Annotated in this window: 15 protein-coding genes; 7 read left to right on the top strand and 8 right to left on the bottom strand. The window is 47.6% G+C overall.

Annotated features, from left to right (window positions below; genetic code table 11):
- Positions 1-135: 135 nt before the first annotated feature.
- The gene (locus tag BG260_RS10895; RefSeq protein WP_069132581.1) at positions 136-1281 is read right to left on the bottom strand and encodes a hypothetical protein; all 1146 of its coding nucleotides are present in this window, start codon (positions 1279-1281) and stop codon (positions 136-138) included.
- A 104-nt stretch (positions 1282-1385) separates the two neighbouring features.
- On the opposite strand from BG260_RS10895, the gene BG260_RS10900 reads away from it, so the two are divergent.
- A complete protein-coding gene (locus BG260_RS10900) occupies positions 1386-1856 on the top strand; it encodes a hypothetical protein (protein ID WP_069132583.1) in 471 nt (156 codons plus the stop codon).
- Positions 1843-2700 (top strand): lipase family alpha/beta hydrolase, encoded by an 858-nt coding sequence (locus tag BG260_RS10905; protein ID WP_069132585.1) that lies wholly within the window; start codon positions 1843-1845, stop codon positions 2698-2700. The genes BG260_RS10900 and BG260_RS10905 overlap by 14 nt, the downstream gene beginning before the upstream one ends.
- Here the strand turns inward: BG260_RS10905 and surE are convergent.
- From surE to BG260_RS10940, 7 genes are all read right to left on the bottom strand, one after another.
- Complete coding sequence (surE, locus tag BG260_RS10910) at positions 2695-3459, bottom strand: 5'/3'-nucleotidase SurE (RefSeq protein ID WP_069132587.1); 765 nt, start codon at positions 3457-3459, stop codon at positions 2695-2697. The two genes, BG260_RS10905 and surE, sit on opposite strands and share 6 nt — an antisense overlap.
- A 41-nt stretch (positions 3460-3500) precedes the next feature.
- Positions 3501-4328: a 3-methyl-2-oxobutanoate hydroxymethyltransferase gene (gene panB, locus BG260_RS10915; RefSeq protein WP_069132589.1), complete on the bottom strand. Its 828-nt coding sequence runs from the start codon at positions 4326-4328 to the stop codon at positions 3501-3503.
- Positions 4325-4765, bottom strand: coding sequence for a 3-hydroxyacyl-ACP dehydratase FabZ (gene fabZ, locus BG260_RS10920; RefSeq protein ID WP_245683958.1), 441 nt, complete (start codon positions 4763-4765; stop codon positions 4325-4327). The genes panB and fabZ overlap by 4 nt, the downstream gene beginning before the upstream one ends.
- Positions 4766-4885: 120 nt before the next feature.
- Positions 4886-5575 carry a bifunctional demethylmenaquinone methyltransferase/2-methoxy-6-polyprenyl-1,4-benzoquinol methylase UbiE gene (gene ubiE / locus BG260_RS10925; protein WP_069132591.1) on the bottom strand — a complete coding sequence of 230 codons (690 nt, stop codon included), beginning with the start codon at positions 5573-5575 and terminating at the stop codon, positions 4886-4888.
- A gap of 24 nt (positions 5576-5599) precedes the next feature.
- Positions 5600-6214: a histidine phosphatase family protein gene (locus BG260_RS10930; protein WP_069132593.1), complete on the bottom strand. Its 615-nt coding sequence runs from the start codon at positions 6212-6214 to the stop codon at positions 5600-5602.
- A complete protein-coding gene (locus tag BG260_RS10935) occupies positions 6211-6849 on the bottom strand; it encodes a hypothetical protein (RefSeq protein ID WP_069132595.1) in 639 nt (212 codons plus the stop codon). Before BG260_RS10935 ends, BG260_RS10930 begins: the two co-directional genes overlap by 4 nt.
- A gap of 64 nt (positions 6850-6913) precedes the next feature.
- Positions 6914-7600, bottom strand: coding sequence for a ComF family protein (locus BG260_RS10940; RefSeq protein WP_141691583.1), 687 nt, complete (start codon positions 7598-7600; stop codon positions 6914-6916).
- Between the two features lie 114 nt (positions 7601-7714).
- On the opposite strand from BG260_RS10940, the gene BG260_RS10945 reads away from it, so the two are divergent.
- From BG260_RS10945 to ggt, 5 genes are all read left to right on the top strand, one after another.
- Positions 7715-8848, top strand: coding sequence for a helix-turn-helix domain-containing protein (locus BG260_RS10945; protein WP_176719482.1), 1134 nt, complete (start codon positions 7715-7717; stop codon positions 8846-8848).
- Positions 8849-8871: 23 nt separating this feature from the next.
- Positions 8872-10869 (top strand): NAD-dependent DNA ligase LigA, encoded by a 1998-nt coding sequence (gene ligA / locus BG260_RS10950; protein WP_069132601.1) that lies wholly within the window; start codon positions 8872-8874, stop codon positions 10867-10869.
- A gap of 130 nt (positions 10870-10999) precedes the next feature.
- Complete coding sequence (locus BG260_RS10955) at positions 11000-13405, top strand: HD family phosphohydrolase (RefSeq protein WP_069132603.1); 2406 nt, start codon at positions 11000-11002, stop codon at positions 13403-13405.
- 2 nt (positions 13406-13407) lie between these two features.
- Positions 13408-14319 (top strand): site-specific tyrosine recombinase XerD, encoded by a 912-nt coding sequence (xerD, locus tag BG260_RS10960; RefSeq protein WP_069132605.1) that lies wholly within the window; start codon positions 13408-13410, stop codon positions 14317-14319.
- Between the two features lie 35 nt (positions 14320-14354).
- A complete protein-coding gene (gene ggt / locus BG260_RS10965) occupies positions 14355-16061 on the top strand; it encodes a gamma-glutamyltransferase (RefSeq protein ID WP_069132607.1) in 1707 nt (568 codons plus the stop codon).
- Positions 16062-16064: the final 3 nt, after the last annotated feature.

Here is a 16064-nt window from a genome sequence, read left to right on the forward strand (position 1 = left end):
CCCCGGATTGGTCATTTGACAAAGTTTGAAGTCTATCCAAACCCGACAGGTCTTCGAGACCTGTCGGGTTTTTCACATCCGATCCCTCACTCAAAGACCCGACAGGTTTTGAAAACCTGTCGGGTCTGGTCTTGTTTAATTTATATCCCAGCGATAGGTTCTGTGAGTTTTATGATGAACACAGCCTAGTGCTTCAAGGCTGCGCTGCATCAGCCAGTTTTTTTCACTCACCCACCCCCCTTCAAGATATTCGAGTGTTGGGGCCGCCTTGTGTGTCATCTGAATTCCCCGTACAAACACCAGTGCTTCCAATCCGAGCTTCCGGTATTTTGGGAGGGTTCCAAAAACCATGGTTCGCAGATGTTTTACACGTTTTTTAAACCGTAACAGTTTGGGTAGATGCCACCATCGCAGCTTCCCGCCCGTTTCGGCCGAAATTTCATTCAAATCCGGAATGGATACTGAGAAAGAGGCCGGCTCCCCGTTCACAAATGCCAGCTGAATACTTTCGGGAATCATAATCTTTTTTAAATCCTGAACCATCTGGCGGGTGGCCTCCCGGGTCAGTTCCGTAAACTCATCTTCCCGTTCAGATATATCCTGATGCTGCCAGGCCTGATTATAGATCGAGCGGATATACTCTGCATCTCTCTCCAGATTCTGCATATCAATCGGGCGGGTGGTTACATCAGCCCGACTCTCAATCCTGTCAGTAATTCGCACCATACGATCAGGAATTGGTTCTGTAAAACTTCGTTTATAGCTCCAGTGATCATCCAGCTTTACCGCACCGGTGTTTTCGATCAGCTTTTGGTAATACGGCGGGTGGTAAAACATTCCGTAGATGGGCGGTTCATCAAAATTTTCTACCAACAGCCCCCAGTAGTTCATGTTCTGGCCAAAATTTATCGGTCCGCGAAACGCCTCGTACCCATGCTCTTGATGCCACTCTTTGGCAAACTGTATCATCTCATCTGCTACTGATTGATCGTCGATCATCTCTACAAAACCGAGTCCTCCCATCCTGGGGCTAAGTTTGGAATCCTTTTCGGGATGGTTCATCAGGGCAAACCTGGCAACGACCGCATCATCCGAACAGATCAGATAGCGCTCACACACACCGCCATCAAAAAACGTGTTCTTTTCCGGGTTGAACACATTCTCAACTTCAAAACGGAGAGGCGGAATCCAGTTGGGGTGATTCTTGTAAATGGAGAATGGAAAATCATGAAACAGATCGATCTCTTTTTGAGACTCAATCTTTTTAATTCGGTATGCCATCAGTCAAAATCAATGCTTACATTAGGTGATGAGGTTCCCGATGAATGTAAAAGGCCTCGGGCTCTGTTCAAAATCACATAAAGAATCAGAAAGGACGTTATTCCATGGAATCCGGGAGACAGCGCAAATTCATCGCTCTTTTATTGGCACTATCTTGCCTCACCGCTATCTACCTGTTGCTGAACAGCTCTCCGCTCGAATCAAAAAAGCTGACACACTCCTCTCAGATCGACTCGCTGATTACCGAATCGCTCAGGGATTTTAATATCCCCCCGAGTCAGGTTCGAAAGCGAACGGTTGAAATTGACTCGACCTTCAGCCGAAGTGTCTACACGGTTCGCGTTGCACCAAATTTTTCTAAAACTACTCTGCACTATACGCTGCATAAGAGTCTGTGGCCTTTCAATGTAAGAACAGCCGGACGGGTTCATTTTCCGGAGAGGGATTTAAATGTTCACTTTCTATATAACGACCGCGTGGTGAGAACGCTCATTGTCCGGCACGATCCCGACCTCAGGCTTCAACAACATCAACCAGAAATATTACCGGGACAGGACTCTCATGAAGTGGATTGAACCGAAAAAGTATCTCAACAAGCTGAAACTGGATGAATTTCCACAACCGGAGATCATTGATCTGAACTACCCGGTTTTACTTTGCCACGGCTACGGGAGTATGTCGATGTTGATGAAGCCGTCGCCCATGCACGACTCCTGCATGCGTCTTCGCGGTTTTGGCATTCACGCCTTTGCACCCAACATTGTGCCGTATGCTGCTATTGAGATACGAGCAGGGCAGTGGGAGGACCGGATCAAAAAGCTGCAGAAAAAATATGGGTATGATAAATTCAACGTGATTGCCCACAGTATGGGCGGGCTCGATATGCGCTATGCCATACACCACAGCAACCTCAGTGAAAAAGTGGCCTCATTGACAACCATTGCCACCCCTCATTATGGAACCAGCCTGGCGGAAATTGTGCTGACCACCCCAGAATTGCTGAAGGAGAAGCTGAACGAAATGATGAACTGGTTCGGCGAGAATGTTTTCCCCAATGAGAAGAGCAATGCACGCGAAGCAGTGGAGCAGCTAACCCGGGATTATGTTCAGAGCACGTTCAACCCATCCACGCCCAATCATAAAAATGTAAAGTACTTTTCAGTCAGCGCTGCGGTAGGGAAAGGAACGGACCACCCGCTAAACCCGATCTTGCGCCTGCAAAATCAGTTGATCTATCAAAAAGAGGGAACCAACGACTCGTTTGTAACGGCCGAAAGTGCCGTCTGGGGGGAACACATCGGGCAGTACCCCATCAGTCACCTTGAGCAGATCGATATTCAGGTAAGCAGAGAGAGACGACCCCTTGTTGATTCCATGTGGATGGATATTGCCAATAACCTGAAGAAGAACGGACTATAGTTCGATATCCCGAAGATCGTTCAGAAGCGAGTAGGCTGTCAAATCGTACTGTATAGGGGTGAGTGACGCGAACCCTTTTTCAAGAACGGAGATATCATTTTTCTCATCTTCATCCAGAAGCTGAAATTTACCGGTCATCCAGTAGTAGTTACGATTATGGGGATCTACCCTTCCCTCAAACTCCTCCACATAGCGGCTGTTTGCCTGACGTGCCCATTTAATTCCCTTGAGAGGTCCTGACGGTGCATTCAGGTTGAGCGTAACCCCGCGCGGCAACCCGTGATTGAGTACATATCCGATCACTTTCCGGGCGGCATCCTGGCAGCCTGTAAGATCTGCATTCTCGTCAAAATCGGTACAGGATACGGCAATAGACGGATAACCAAGGATGGTTCCTTCCGTTGCCGCACTTACGGTTCCTGAGTAGAGAATATTAATACCGGCATTACTCCCGTGATTGATTCCGCTCACCACAAGGTCCGGTTTCCGGTCAAGTAGCTGGTTGTGTGCAAGCTTTACCGAATCGGCCGGTGTGCCCGACACAGCCTGACCGTCGAACCGTCCGTCAATCCGAAACGGGCGGGCTCTGAGCGGGGTTGAAACGGTAATGGCGTGCCCCACCGCGCTCTGCTGGCGATCCGGTGCGATGATTGCCACATCACCGAATTCATCGGCTACTTCAGCGAGTGCTTTTATCCCCTGGGAGAAAATACCATCATCGTTACATACTAAAATCAGGGGTTTACGAGGTTTTGACATCTGATAAAATCTTAAAATTCAAATCTTTCAAACAGCTTAATTTACTTGTACTGTTCGTTTTCGTTTGGGAAGTCACCGCTTTTCACATCATCAATGTAATGTTTTACGGCATTGTCCATTTCGGAATGCAGATCGACATATCGGCGGAGAAAACGGGGAGAAAAGTCTTTATTTAATCCAAGCATATCGTGCAGTACCAGCACTTGACCGTCGCAGTGAGGACCGGCTCCGATCCCAATCGTTGGCACAGAAAGGGATTCAGTTACTTTTTTGGCAAGTGATGAGGGAATCTTTTCGAGAACAATAGAGAAGACGCCCGCCTCTTCAAGGATTTTGGCATCTTTCATCAGTTGTTCAGCTTCCTGCTCCTCTTTTGCCCGAACCTTATAGGTGCCAAATTTGTAAATGCTTTGGGGCGTCAGGCCAAGATGTCCCATTACCGGAATACCGGCTTCCACAATACGCTTCACTGTATTTGCAATCGGTTCGCCTCCCTCCACTTTTATAGCGTGTGCTCCGGCCTCTTTCATCATCCGGCCTGCACTTTTTAGCGCCTCTTTCGTGGTAACCTGGTAGCTCATAAAGGGCAGATCGGCAATTACCAGGGCGCGGTCTACTCCTCGAACCACGCACTGTGTGTGATAGATCATCTGATCGAGCGTCATGGGAACGGTTGTCTCATGTCCCGCCATCACGTTGCTTGCAGAGTCGCCCACCAGAATTACATCCACTCCGGCACCATCCACAATACCTGCCATGGTAAAATCGTAAGCCGTAAGCATACTGATTTTTTCGCCGTGGCGTTTCATATCCACAACGGTTTGAGTGGTTACTTTGTCTCGCTTTTGAGAAGGGAGTTCGGTACTCATGCGCTCTCCTTGGATACGATTGCAGCAGAAGCTTCCAGTTCGCAGACTACTTTGTCATCCACGGTTGCCTTCCCGATCATGGTAATAAAGTTTCGCCGCTGACTCTCCAGCCTGACTTCCATTCGAAGCTGATCTCCCGGCACTACACTTTTTCGAAACTTGGCATTTTTGATACCGGTGAAAACCATCAAGGTATTTTCCGGATCATCCACCTGACTTTTCATAATCATCAATGCCCCGGACTGTGCCATCGCCTCTACCTGAAGTACACCCGGCATAATGGGGGCGCCGGGAAAGTGGCCGTTAAAAAAATCTTCGTTTACCGTTACATTTTTAAGCGTAACAATTCGATCCTCTTCGAGTTCAAGCACCCGATCTATCAGTAAAAAAGGGTATCGGTGAGGGATATAATTTTTAATCTCTTCAATTTTCATCATAACTAATCTTTAGGGATTGAAATAGAATTCCTGAAAAACAATCGTTTCTTGTCTGTTTCATCCGGCCGGTATCACTTTTAATTCCGCCGGTTCAGCTTACAATTTGTGAATATACTAAAACTATGCCACGGTGCCCACATAGACGTAAGCAATTCCACCTGTAAGCTTTATAGCCTTCCGGCTTGCGAACGATTCGGTCTGATCCATCAATTCCAGAAACTTCCCACCGGCAGGAAATTTTGCACTCGTTTCCGGCAGGTAGGTGTAAGCATCACGGTTCCCGCTAATCCACCCGCCAACCGTTGGCATCACATGTTTGCTGTAGAATTTATATGGATACTGTATGATCCCTTCCGGCTGGCCAAACTCCAGGACAACCACCCTGCCGCCGGGGCGTACCACGCGGGCCATCTCTTTCAAGGCCACAACAGGGTCATCCACATTGCGAATTCCAAATGCAATACTGGTAATATCAAAAGCGTCATCCTCGTAAGGCAGATCCATCGCATCGGCCACTTCAAAGTCCACAACCAGACTTTCATCCTTCGCCTTATCGGGAGCATGTTCAATCATCTCCTTACAGAAATCCGTACCCATCACGTAGCCTTCATGTCCCACCGCTCTTTTAAATTCAAGAGCCAGGTCGCCGGTTCCGGTGGCGCAGTCCAGCACACGGTGTCCCGGTTTCGCTCCACTCTCCAACACGGTTCGCTTCCGCCAGATGTTGTGGATACCGAAAGATAAAATGCCGTTAATCCGATCGTAGTCATCGGCAATGTCGGCAAACATACTTCTTACTTTTTCACTCATAATCCTATTTTGTTATTTAGCTGTTCATACAGCAAGATGTTCAATTTTATTCAGGTAAACGGCTTCAAATTCACCGTTATAAACAAGATGGTTTACCGCCCCGTTCTGATGACTGACCTGCTGCATATTTTCAAGACCGTATCCGAGCCACTCCGACAGCAGAATCCGAATCAGACGCCCGTGAAGAATTAAAACGATGGTCTCTTCGCTGCTTTGATCCATGATCTTCCGAACTGCACCGTTTGCTCTTTCAAACACCTGCAGCGGTGACTCCCCGCCCGGCACCGGTTCATCTATATTTCCGCTCTCCCAGATCTCTTTCAGAGCAACCAGATCGCCAACAGCTTCGGTATAGGGAACCCCCTCATAAATTCCGAAGTCCATTTCGTCCAGTCCTTCATCTTTTCGAATGTCAAGTCCTGTGCTGTCCCTAAAAGGTTCAGCTGTTTGCCAGGAGCGCTTCAGGGAGCTGCTCACAAGGTGGTCTGTCGGGTATTGCTGAAGATAGCCCGCCAGTTTACGGGCCTGATCCCATCCGGTTTCATTCAGGGGAGCATCAATACCTCTCCCCTGCAGTAGACCCTGTTTGTTGTAGTCCGTTTCTCCGTGGCGTGCAATGAATAGCTTTTTTACACTCATTTTTTCTTTTTGGTATTGTATTCAATCACTGCTTTGCGAATTTCATCATCCATCTTTTTAACATCCACCGGCGGCATATCCTCATACACTGAATAACGAACCAGAACCATCTTCAATACACGGTCGTTGAGCGGCAATTTATCGCTCTTTTTATTTGAGTCGATTTTATCCCAAAGGCGCCTGAGCAAGCTCACCTTGAAGAGAAAAAAGTAGATGATTCCGATTGTAACCCCCAGGTACATGCCGGTAATCCCCATATAACTGAGTGCTACAGCAGCTACAACTACCTGAAGGATCTCTGAATTGAGTATTCTCACGGTCGATTCAAACACAATATTTACAAAAGCACTCTTTTTATGATACCACCAGAAGTGGAACATCAGAGCAACTACGGCCGCTACCCAGGTTTCCGTAATAAGTGCGAGGATAAAATAGAGAAGCATGGCCAGGGAGTCGGCGCTGTCTATCCAAACGACCGCTTTCGAAATTAAACTTTCGAACGAGTATTTCTTCATCAAGCCGGGCACATACTCTTCAATCGAATCACGGGTTGCATGAAACCAGTGTCCGCCTGAGGTAACCGTCGAAAATGGGGTTTCGAGAACGTTTATTGAGTGAGACTTCTTTGAAAACATAATGGCTAAAGATAGCCTCTATTATGGAGAAAAAGAATTAAAACGGGTGATTTCATGTAGCAGCTCAGGCCCGGGCTACGGTCACGATCATCGCCGGTTCAGAATATTCACTAAGAACCTGTGCCAGCTCAAATGTAGTGGCTCCTGTGGTAAAAACATCATCCACAATAATGGGAGTTCTATTGAATACTTTCTGGGGTTTTAGTATCTGAAACGCATTTTTCACATTTTCTATACGCTTTTCTGATGAGAGTCCGGTTTGTGTAGACGTCTTTTTGCCCCGAACCACCACACTCAACTCTACAATCTCCCAACCGCTCACCGCTCCAAATCCCTCTGCCAGTGCAGCTGCCTGATTATATCCCCTCTTACGAAACTTCGATTTGTGCAGTGGCACCGGAACAATGATGGGTGGAAACTGTTCAAACGTATCGGTGATATCATGTTCAACTTTTTGTAAAAACGCCCCCGCTAATGTCTCCCCAAGTTCTACTCCGGCCTTTCGAAGGTAGTTATATTTCAACCCGTGGAGAAGTTGCTGCAGGTACCCCCCTTTATCGAATGACCACATGGAGTATTGAAACTGCACAACATCAGGAAGGATTTGATCCTCCTGCATCTCAATTCCTGAAAACCTCTGCTTTTTGCACCAGCTGCACAGATGGCGGGCCTCGTGTTTTATGGCTGCCCCACAGCAGGTACAAACCGGTGGGAAAAAGAGATCTATATATGGCCGGACAGCTTTCATCATCAACGAATCCTTCTTGGGTTCAATCTGACTGTATGAACCGGAAATGAGACGATCCTTACAAAAATCGTCTCTTTTTGTACGGAGTCTTTTGGAAAGCACAATAATTAATTAGATTTGGACACTGTAAAAAACTCAAAAACTCACTTTATGCCTTCAATCGGGAAAGACTTAGCGACCATCAGAAAACACCTTGGGATGTCTATTGAGGACATACAGCATGCGACCAAAATTCCCCTTGATACCCTGAAGTCTATCGAAGACAACTCCATTTTTGAGAGTAAAGAGGAGATTCAAACATACATCAGGAGTTTTGTCCGCACATATGGGCGGAAACTGAAACTGGATGATGAACTGGTTGTAGAAGCACTCGATCGGCAGGAAGTGGGCGGTTACAGCCATCAATTGCTGCAGGGTTATCCTGAACTAGCACCCAAAGAGAGTCGGCCGGAGAAGACCCCGCCTCAAAAATTAGAAGAGGAACCCGAAGATGTGAAGAGTGCAGAACCGGTGAGTCAAGAAAGTGAAGAGCCGGATCAGCCCGAAAGTGAAGAGAACACACCTGAAAAAGCGGCGGCAGCTCCCAAAAAAGAGGCCGAGCCCGGCCAAGCGCCGAATGTTCACAACGTGAACTGGGCGGATATGGGGAAAAAATTCTCTAAACCAAAAAACGGCGCACCGGTTCAGCTGATTGGCATCGGTGTGATCGCCATCTTTATCATTGCCATCGTCTATTTTGTGTTTATCAGTGATGATACTGAGTCGGGTCAAACTGCACAGATGGAAACACCGCCGGTTCCCGAAGAGACGATCCGGGGCGGAGAGAGTAGCGGAATTCCGCTGGACCTGTCCGATGAACCGGAACAGAGCACTGAACCTACAACTCCTGCAGAGTTGGATGATACTCTCTACATCACCATCTATGCTGCGAATGACCGGCTCGACCCTATTCGGGTCTGGAGTGACCTCAAACCGCGTATTGATCCCTATTGGATTGAGCAGGGATTGGCACTCAACTTCGAATTTCAAGACACCCTCCGCTTCCGCGGGCAGTACAGCAGAATGCTTGTTTTTATGAATGGCCACCGGATTGACAACTTCCGCGAGCAGTATTTTAATGCCGGAGAGAATTCTGTGGAACTGACCCGCAGCATTTTTGAAGATGATCCAAAGTGGGCCACCCCCATTCCGTTTGAACTCCCGCCGAACGTAGATGAACCCGACTCTGTTGCAAACAGACCCTCATTTTAATTCAAACGTATTAGTCATCAGGAATGAATAGAAACGAGGCTAAAGCAAGAGCCGAAGAGTTGCGCCGGCTTATTGAAGATGCCAACAAAGCGTACTACCAGGAAGCTCAGCCATTTATCAGTGACCGTGAATTTGATGAAGCTCTTGCCGAGCTGGAAAGAATAGAGGAGAAATTTGACCTTAAATCTGAAGGATCTCCTACGTTGCGTGTGGGCGGTGAACCGAGCAGCGATTTCCCGAATGTTCGTCACCCCCAGCCGATGCTCAGCCTCGACAACACCTATAACGAAGAGGAGCTGCGGGATTTTGACAGGCGCGTGCGCGAAATTCTGGGTAAAATTGATTTCACCTACGCCGTGGAGATGAAATTTGACGGTGCTTCCATCCGTCTCCGATATGAATACGGTAAATTTGTATTGGGTGCCACGCGCGGTGATGGGGAGACCGGAGATGATATTACAAGAAATTTAAAAACCATCAAGGATATTCCGCTCAAGGTTACCGGCGGACCCGATATACTTGAAATTCGCGGTGAAGCCTACATGGAAAAAGAGGCGTTTGTTCGGCTCAATGAATATCGGGATGAGAACGGGCTTCAGCCATTTGCCAATCCACGCAACTCCACAGCCGGATCCCTGAAAATGCAGGACCCCCGTGAAGTGGCACGACGCCCCCTCAAGTTTTTTGCCTTTGATCTGTTGCTCGAAGATCAGAGTGAGTACCCAACACAAGTATCCAAAATGGAGCTTTTAAAAGAGCTCGGGTTTCCCGTCAGCAAACATTTTAAGGTTTGTCGATCGATTGATGATATTTTTGATGTGATCGACGAATGGAATGAGATTCGGCATGAGCTTCCATACGAGATTGACGGTGTAGTGGTTAAGGTGAACGAAGATCGCTACCGGGATGAGCTTGGCAGAACCTCCAAGGCACCGCGCTGGGCCATCGCCTACAAATTTGAGGCGGAACAAGCCTCTACGGTGCTCGAATCGATCACACTTCAGGTTGGGCGGCTTGGGAAAATTACTCCCGTGGCAGAATTAAAACCGGTTCAGCTTGCCGGAACCACAGTAAAGCGTGCCTCGCTTCACAATGAAGATGAAATTCTGAGAAAAGATATCCGCCCCGGCGATACTGTGGTTATCGAAAAAGCCGGAGAAATTATTCCGCAGGTATTGAGCGTTGTAAATCCGGACCGGGAAGGACGTTCAGCCTCTTTTTCTATGCCTGAACAGTGTCCGGCATGCAGCGAAAAACTGGTAAAACTGGATGATGAGGTGGCATGGAGATGTATCAACCCGCAATGCCCGCCGCAGGTACGGGAGAGGATTAAACATTTTGCATCCCGCGATGCCATGGATATCGACGGATTGGGGGAAGCCATCGTTGAGCAGCTCATCAACGCAGAACTGATTGAAACCTACGCCGATCTCTACCGACTGAAAAAGGAAGAACTGATACCGCTGGAGAGAATGGCTGAAAAGAGTGCTCAAAACCTGATTGATGCAATTGAAAAGAGCAAAGAACAGCCTCTTGAGCGGCTTATCTACGCATTGGGTATCCGGTTTGTCGGGAAAACCGTTGCCCGGGATCTGGCATCTCACTTTAAAACCATGGACCAACTGATGGAGGCAGACGAAGAGACGATGACTGAAATTGATTCGATCGGGCCAAAAATTGCTGAATCTGTCGCTCTATTCTTCGGCAATGAAAAAAATATTGAGCTCATCAACCGGTTAAGGGATGCCGGGCTCAACTTTGAGATGAGTGAATCGGAAACCGTTTCAAACCTTCTGGAAGGGAAAAAGTTTGTACTGACAGGCACCCTTCCAACGTTAACCCGAAAAGAGGCGTCTGAGATGATTGAACAACACGGTGGCTCCACATCCTCATCGGTCAGTAAAAATACCGATTTTCTTCTTGCGGGAGAATCGGCCGGAAGCAAACTCGCAAAAGCGGAAAAACTGGGTGTTCCGGTTCTGGATGAAACCTCATTTTTTGAGATGATAGGCAAACAGTAACTGGCAGCCTGTCCATAGAATCAAATTACACAGACAAAAAAATCAATTTTTGATATAACCTCACCTTCACTATACTTTGTTTTGGGTACTCGAAAAATTGTTGAGACTACCTTTTGACTAATAGATCATTATGAGCATTCTTGAAAAGTTGGGACTGGGCCAGAAGAGTCGTGAAGGTTCACCCAATATTGGAAAAAAGAAAAAGAAAAAGCAGAAGGAAGCGGAAAAGAAGAAGATTAAATATCTTCGCATACTCATCTTTTCCGTATTTATCATCTCCATTCTGATTACCCTGCCGCAGACCACATTCCAGCCGGTAGCCAGCCATTCGATAAACGAACCCTGGAGAGCAGATGACCTGACGGCCCCATTCACCTTTTCAATTAAGAAGAGTTCAGCCGAACTTGAAGAGGAGCGCCGGGAGATCCGTGAAGCCACACCGCCGGTTTATCACTCCGATCAAAATGCAGCCATGGCTGTAGAAGCACGAATCGATTCGGTTTACAGAAAGCTGCAGCCGGTTCTCGATACCTATTTACAGTGGCAGCGGGCCAAAGAGAACAACGACAGTTCAGCTCAGAATGACAGTATCCGCTTTCTGCAGGAGAGAAATTTTCTGGACCTTGAAATATCTGACTCAGCCTGGGAGATCATCCTGGCTGACTATGAAGACATTCAGAACACAACAACAAACCGGCAGCTGGTGATAGATGCTGTGCGGTCGAATGTTTCAAGTGTTACTGCTGACATCTTTGATCGAGGCCTGGTTGACCGCCCCAAAGATGACATCGTTCAAGATGAAATCATTATCCGCAACCTGATCGACCGAACCGAGCGTACCGTTAATATTTCGCGAGTGTTCGATATGAATGAAGCTAAAGAGTTTGCCTCTGTTCAGTTTAATCGCGCTCTCAACAGCCGTTCCGCAGAAATTGCTTTTGAACTTTTTTCCGGGGTTATTCAGCCCAACCTTCTATACAATGAGGAGGATACCGAAGCGATTTTAAATGAACGCCTCGAGAATATTTCTACAACCAAAGGAACCGTAGACCAGGGCGAAATTATCATTCGAAAGGGAGATATCGTTACGGAAGAGCGAGCTATTAAGCTTGAGAGCCTTGCTGAGGCGAGAGCTGCGTCCGCATCCGACTACGAACGGTTCATGCGCGCTTTTGGAGAGTCGATCATCATCATTGCCGCGGCACTGGTCTTTCTGTTTTATCTCTACCTCTACAGGCTGAATATTTTCAACCAGCCGCCAATGTTTCTGCTTGTCTTTATTGTGATGGGTGTGATGATCCTGGCAACAGCGGCAACCTATCAGCTCGACGGTGTAAACGGTTATATTGTACCGATTGCTGTGGCGCCGATTATCCTGACCATTATTTTCGACTCCAGGGTTGGATTGATGGCTACCATCTCTATCGCCATGATTACCGGCGTTATTAACGACAACAGTTTTGAGTTTGTCATTGCCACCATCGTAGCGTGTAGTCTGGGTGTTTTTTCCGTACGGGATATAAAAAACCGTTCACAATTCTTCTTTACCACTCCGGGCGTGGTCATGTTAAGCTACATTGTAATTCTGGCCGGATTTGGTCTGTCGCGGTTTGCCGGATGGGATACATTTACATCCAACCTGGTGTTCGTAATCATCAACTCGGTCTTCATTCTGTTTACCTATCCGCTCATATTGCTGATCGAAAAACTTTTTAAAATCACCACAGATTTCACCCTTCTGGAGCTGGGCGATACAAATCTGCCCCTGATGAAAAAATTGATGAATGAAGCTCCGGGCACTTTTCACCACAGTTTACAGGTTGCCAACCTTGCAGAATCTGCCGCATCCGATATCGGGGCAAACGCCCTGCTCTGTCGTGTCGGTGCAATGTATCACGACATCGGTAAAATTGATAAGCCGGCCTACTTCATTGAGAATCAGAGCAAGTCGAACGATCATGACAAACTGAAACCCAAAATGAGTGCCCTGGTTATTAAGAATCATGTCAGTGAAGGTGTAAAATTAGCCAAAGAGTATGGTTTGCCAAGTCTCATCATCGAATTCATCAAAACACATCACGGTACATCACTGATCAAATATTTCTACGGAAAGGCTCAAAATGAGAAGGAGTCCATTCCGGAAGAGGATTTCAGATATGACGGACCCACGCCCTACACCCGTGAACAGGGTATTTTGATGCTGGCCGATGGCGTGGAGGCGGCATCTCGCTCCATGAAAGATCCAAACTACAGCAAACTTGAAAACCTGATTAACCGCTTGGTTGACGATCATATCAACGACGGTCAATTAAGTAACTGCCCTCTTACGTTTAAGCAGATTCAGATCATTAAAAAATCGTTTCTGAACATTCTGGTTGGTGTTTATCACAGCCGGGTGGAATATCCGGAGGATAAAGATAAAAAAGATTCCGGCATGAGAAGCGGTCATCGCCAAACCGAAAAAGAGTCCAATGAACCTGCTGAACAGAAAAGTGATGAGAGCTCTGCTTCTGCCGAGACAAAATCTGAGGAGTAAAGATGGCCGGATTCGAGTTTGAGCTGAAACAGTACCTGCAATTCATCAAACTTGAAAAAGGACTCTCCAAAAACTCCGCCCTATCCTATGAGAATGATCTGAAACGCTACCTCCACTTTGTTTCACATACACTGAAAGTTTCGGGATTGGATGGAATCACCCTGCAACACATAGAGCAGTACCTGGAAGAGCTGACAGAGATGGAACTTGCCGTCAGCTCCATCGCCCGGAACATCTCAAGCATTCGAAGTTTTCACGAGTTTGCGGTGGTTGAAAAGCTTGCGGAAGCCAACCCTGCGGAACTGATTGAGCTCCCCAAAAAAGCGAAAAACCTGCCTGAGGTGCTTACATCGCATGAGGTGGAGGCAATCATCGATGAGGCGGACAGAACCACAATGGCCGGAATCCGCGATGCCGCCATCCTGGAAACACTCTATGCAAGCGGCATGAGGGTGAGTGAACTGACCGATTTGGAGATGGATCGTCTCTTTTTTGAAATCGGATTCATCAGGGTTGTGGGGAAGGGAAATAAAGAGCGTCTGGTTCCGGTTGGAGAAATCGCCCAGTTGGCACTTGAGCACTATATCGAGACTGCCCGGAAAGAGTTCATCAACCCGAAGAAACCCGGCAAGTCTGAGAACAAGTTATTTCTGAATCAGCGCGGCGGACCGCTAACCCGCATGAGCATCTGGAATATTGTAAATAAGTATGCTCAAAAAGCAGGAATCGAAAAGAATGTCTATCCGCACATATTCCGGCACTCCTTTGCCACACATCTTCTGGAAGGAGGAGCTGACCTCCGGGCCGTCCAGGAGATGCTCGGACACACTTCCATTGTAACGACTGAAATTTATACCCATGTAGACCGTTCTCTGCTCCATCAGGTTCATAAAGAGTTTCATCCGCGGGCCTAATTACTATCCAACATTTGCAAACTTTGCTCAATCCTATGTTTAAATCTCTATTTACATCCCTCTCACTTCTCCTGATTTTTCTTTTCCAACCGTTTCAGCAGATCATTGCTCAGGTATCCTACCCTTCGGTTTATGAAAACGGTGTGGTTACCTCTGCCGAAAAACACGCCTCTGAAGCGGGGCTAAAAATACTCCGAGAGGGCGGAAACGCCATTGATGCCGCCGTTGCGGTTCAGTTTGCACTGGCCGTTACCCTGCCCCGAGCCGGGAATATTGGAGGAGGAGGTTTTATGGTACTGCATACTGCTGATGGAGAGATCAACACACTCGATTTCCGGGAGAAAGCACCCTCCAGGGCAACCCGGGATATGTATCTGGATGAGGATGGTGAGTACATCAGCGAAATGAGCAAGATTGGGGGATTGGCATCTGGTGTGCCCGGAACGGTTGACGGAATGGTGACAGCTCTTGAACGATACGGCACGCTTGCGCTTGAAATAGTTCTCGAACCGGCAATACAGCTTGCGGAAAAAGGGTATCAACTCTCCCATTCACAAGCCCGTTCGCTGAACAGTGCCGCCAACCGGCTTCGTGAATTTGAGGGATCCCGTCAAGTGTTCATCAAACCTGACGGAACGGAGTGGCAAGCCGGAGATCTGTTTGTTCAAAAAGATCTGGCCGATACGTTGAGAAGAATTGCATCCATGGGACGAAGAGGATTCTATTCAGGAGTTACCGCCCGAATGATTGTAGACGAAATGCAGCGAACCGGGGGGATTATATCCCTGAGAGACCTCCGGGATTATAAGAGCGTGTGGCGTGATCCGGTTAAAGCCAACTTCAAAGAGTTTGAACTCTATATGATGCCTCCTCCAAGCAGCGGAGGGGTGGTTATTAAACAGGTACTCGCCATGCTTGATGAGTTGGAAATTGATCAGTTTAAGTTCAACTCTGCAGACTACATCCACCGAATGGCAGAAGCTTTACGCAGATCGTTTGCAGACAGAAACTACTGGCTCGGCGATCCCGATTTTGCCGGCATCCCGATGGAAAGACTGACAAGTGAGGAGTATCTGTTTCAGAGAATTTCGAACTTTGACCCGGAACAGGCCACACCAAGCATCGATGTTTCGCAGGGAGAGTTTCATGCATTTCAGGAAAGCGACCAAACCACGCACTTTAATGTTGCCGACCGCTTCGGGAATGTTGTGGCAGTAAACACCACACTAAACGGATCTTTCGGCAGTTTTGTCACGGTTTCCGGTGCCGGATTTTTACTGAACAACGAAATGGATGACTTTTCCGCAAAACCGGGTGAACCCAATATGTTTGGGCTGATCGGAGCCGAGGCCAACGCCATCGAACCGGGTAAACGAATGCTCAGCAGTATGAGTCCCACCATTGCTCTCAAAAACGGTGAGCCGTTCTTTGCGGGAGGCGGAGCCGGTGGCCCCAGGATTATCACCGCAACGCTGCAGAATTTTTTAAATGCAGCCCTTTTCGGTATGAATGCAAATCAAGCAATAACCGCACCGCGAATTCATCACCAGTGGCTGCCCGATAAACTCTATGTGGAACGACTCTACTTCTCATCAGACACCCTTCAAAAACTGGAGGGTTTTGGGCATGATGTGGATCAAATTGGAAATATCGCCCTCACTCATTTTATTCTGTTTGAACCGGAGAACAGAATGCAGGGAGCCGCCGACAGCCGTGGAGATGGACATGTTGCCGGCTACTGATCT

The organism is Rhodohalobacter halophilus (assembly GCF_001715195.1).
GTDB classification, from domain to species: Bacteria; Bacteroidota; Rhodothermia; order Balneolales; family Balneolaceae; genus Rhodohalobacter; species Rhodohalobacter halophilus.

What these genes read in the sequence shown, in the direction of transcription:
- BG260_RS10895 (WP_069132581.1), bottom strand. Translation starts at nt 1,281, where the DNA reads ATGGCATACCGAATTAAAAAGATTGAGTCTCAAAAAGAGATCGATCTG.
- BG260_RS10900 (WP_069132583.1), top strand. Translation starts at nt 1,386, where the DNA reads ATGGAATCCGGGAGACAGCGCAAATTCATCGCTCTTTTATTGGCACTA.
- BG260_RS10905 (WP_069132585.1), top strand. Translation starts at nt 1,843, where the DNA reads ATGAAGTGGATTGAACCGAAAAAGTATCTCAACAAGCTGAAACTGGAT.
- surE (WP_069132587.1), bottom strand. Translation starts at nt 3,459, where the DNA reads ATGTCAAAACCTCGTAAACCCCTGATTTTAGTATGTAACGATGATGGT.
- panB (WP_069132589.1), bottom strand. Translation starts at nt 4,328, where the DNA reads ATGAGTACCGAACTCCCTTCTCAAAAGCGAGACAAAGTAACCACTCAA.
- fabZ (WP_245683958.1), bottom strand. Translation starts at nt 4,765, where the DNA reads ATGATGAAAATTGAAGAGATTAAAAATTATATCCCTCACCGATACCCT.
- ubiE (WP_069132591.1), bottom strand. Translation starts at nt 5,575, where the DNA reads ATGAGTGAAAAAGTAAGAAGTATGTTTGCCGACATTGCCGATGACTAC.
- BG260_RS10930 (WP_069132593.1), bottom strand. Translation starts at nt 6,214, where the DNA reads ATGAGTGTAAAAAAGCTATTCATTGCACGCCACGGAGAAACGGACTAC.
- BG260_RS10935 (WP_069132595.1), bottom strand. Translation starts at nt 6,849, where the DNA reads ATGTTTTCAAAGAAGTCTCACTCAATAAACGTTCTCGAAACCCCATTT.
- BG260_RS10940 (WP_141691583.1), bottom strand. Translation starts at nt 7,600, where the DNA reads ATGATGAAAGCTGTCCGGCCATATATAGATCTCTTTTTCCCACCGGTT.
- ligA (WP_069132601.1), top strand. Translation starts at nt 8,872, where the DNA reads ATGAATAGAAACGAGGCTAAAGCAAGAGCCGAAGAGTTGCGCCGGCTT.
- BG260_RS10955 (WP_069132603.1), top strand. Translation starts at nt 11,000, where the DNA reads ATGAGCATTCTTGAAAAGTTGGGACTGGGCCAGAAGAGTCGTGAAGGT.
- xerD (WP_069132605.1), top strand. Translation starts at nt 13,408, where the DNA reads ATGGCCGGATTCGAGTTTGAGCTGAAACAGTACCTGCAATTCATCAAA.
- ggt (WP_069132607.1), top strand. Translation starts at nt 14,355, where the DNA reads ATGTTTAAATCTCTATTTACATCCCTCTCACTTCTCCTGATTTTTCTT.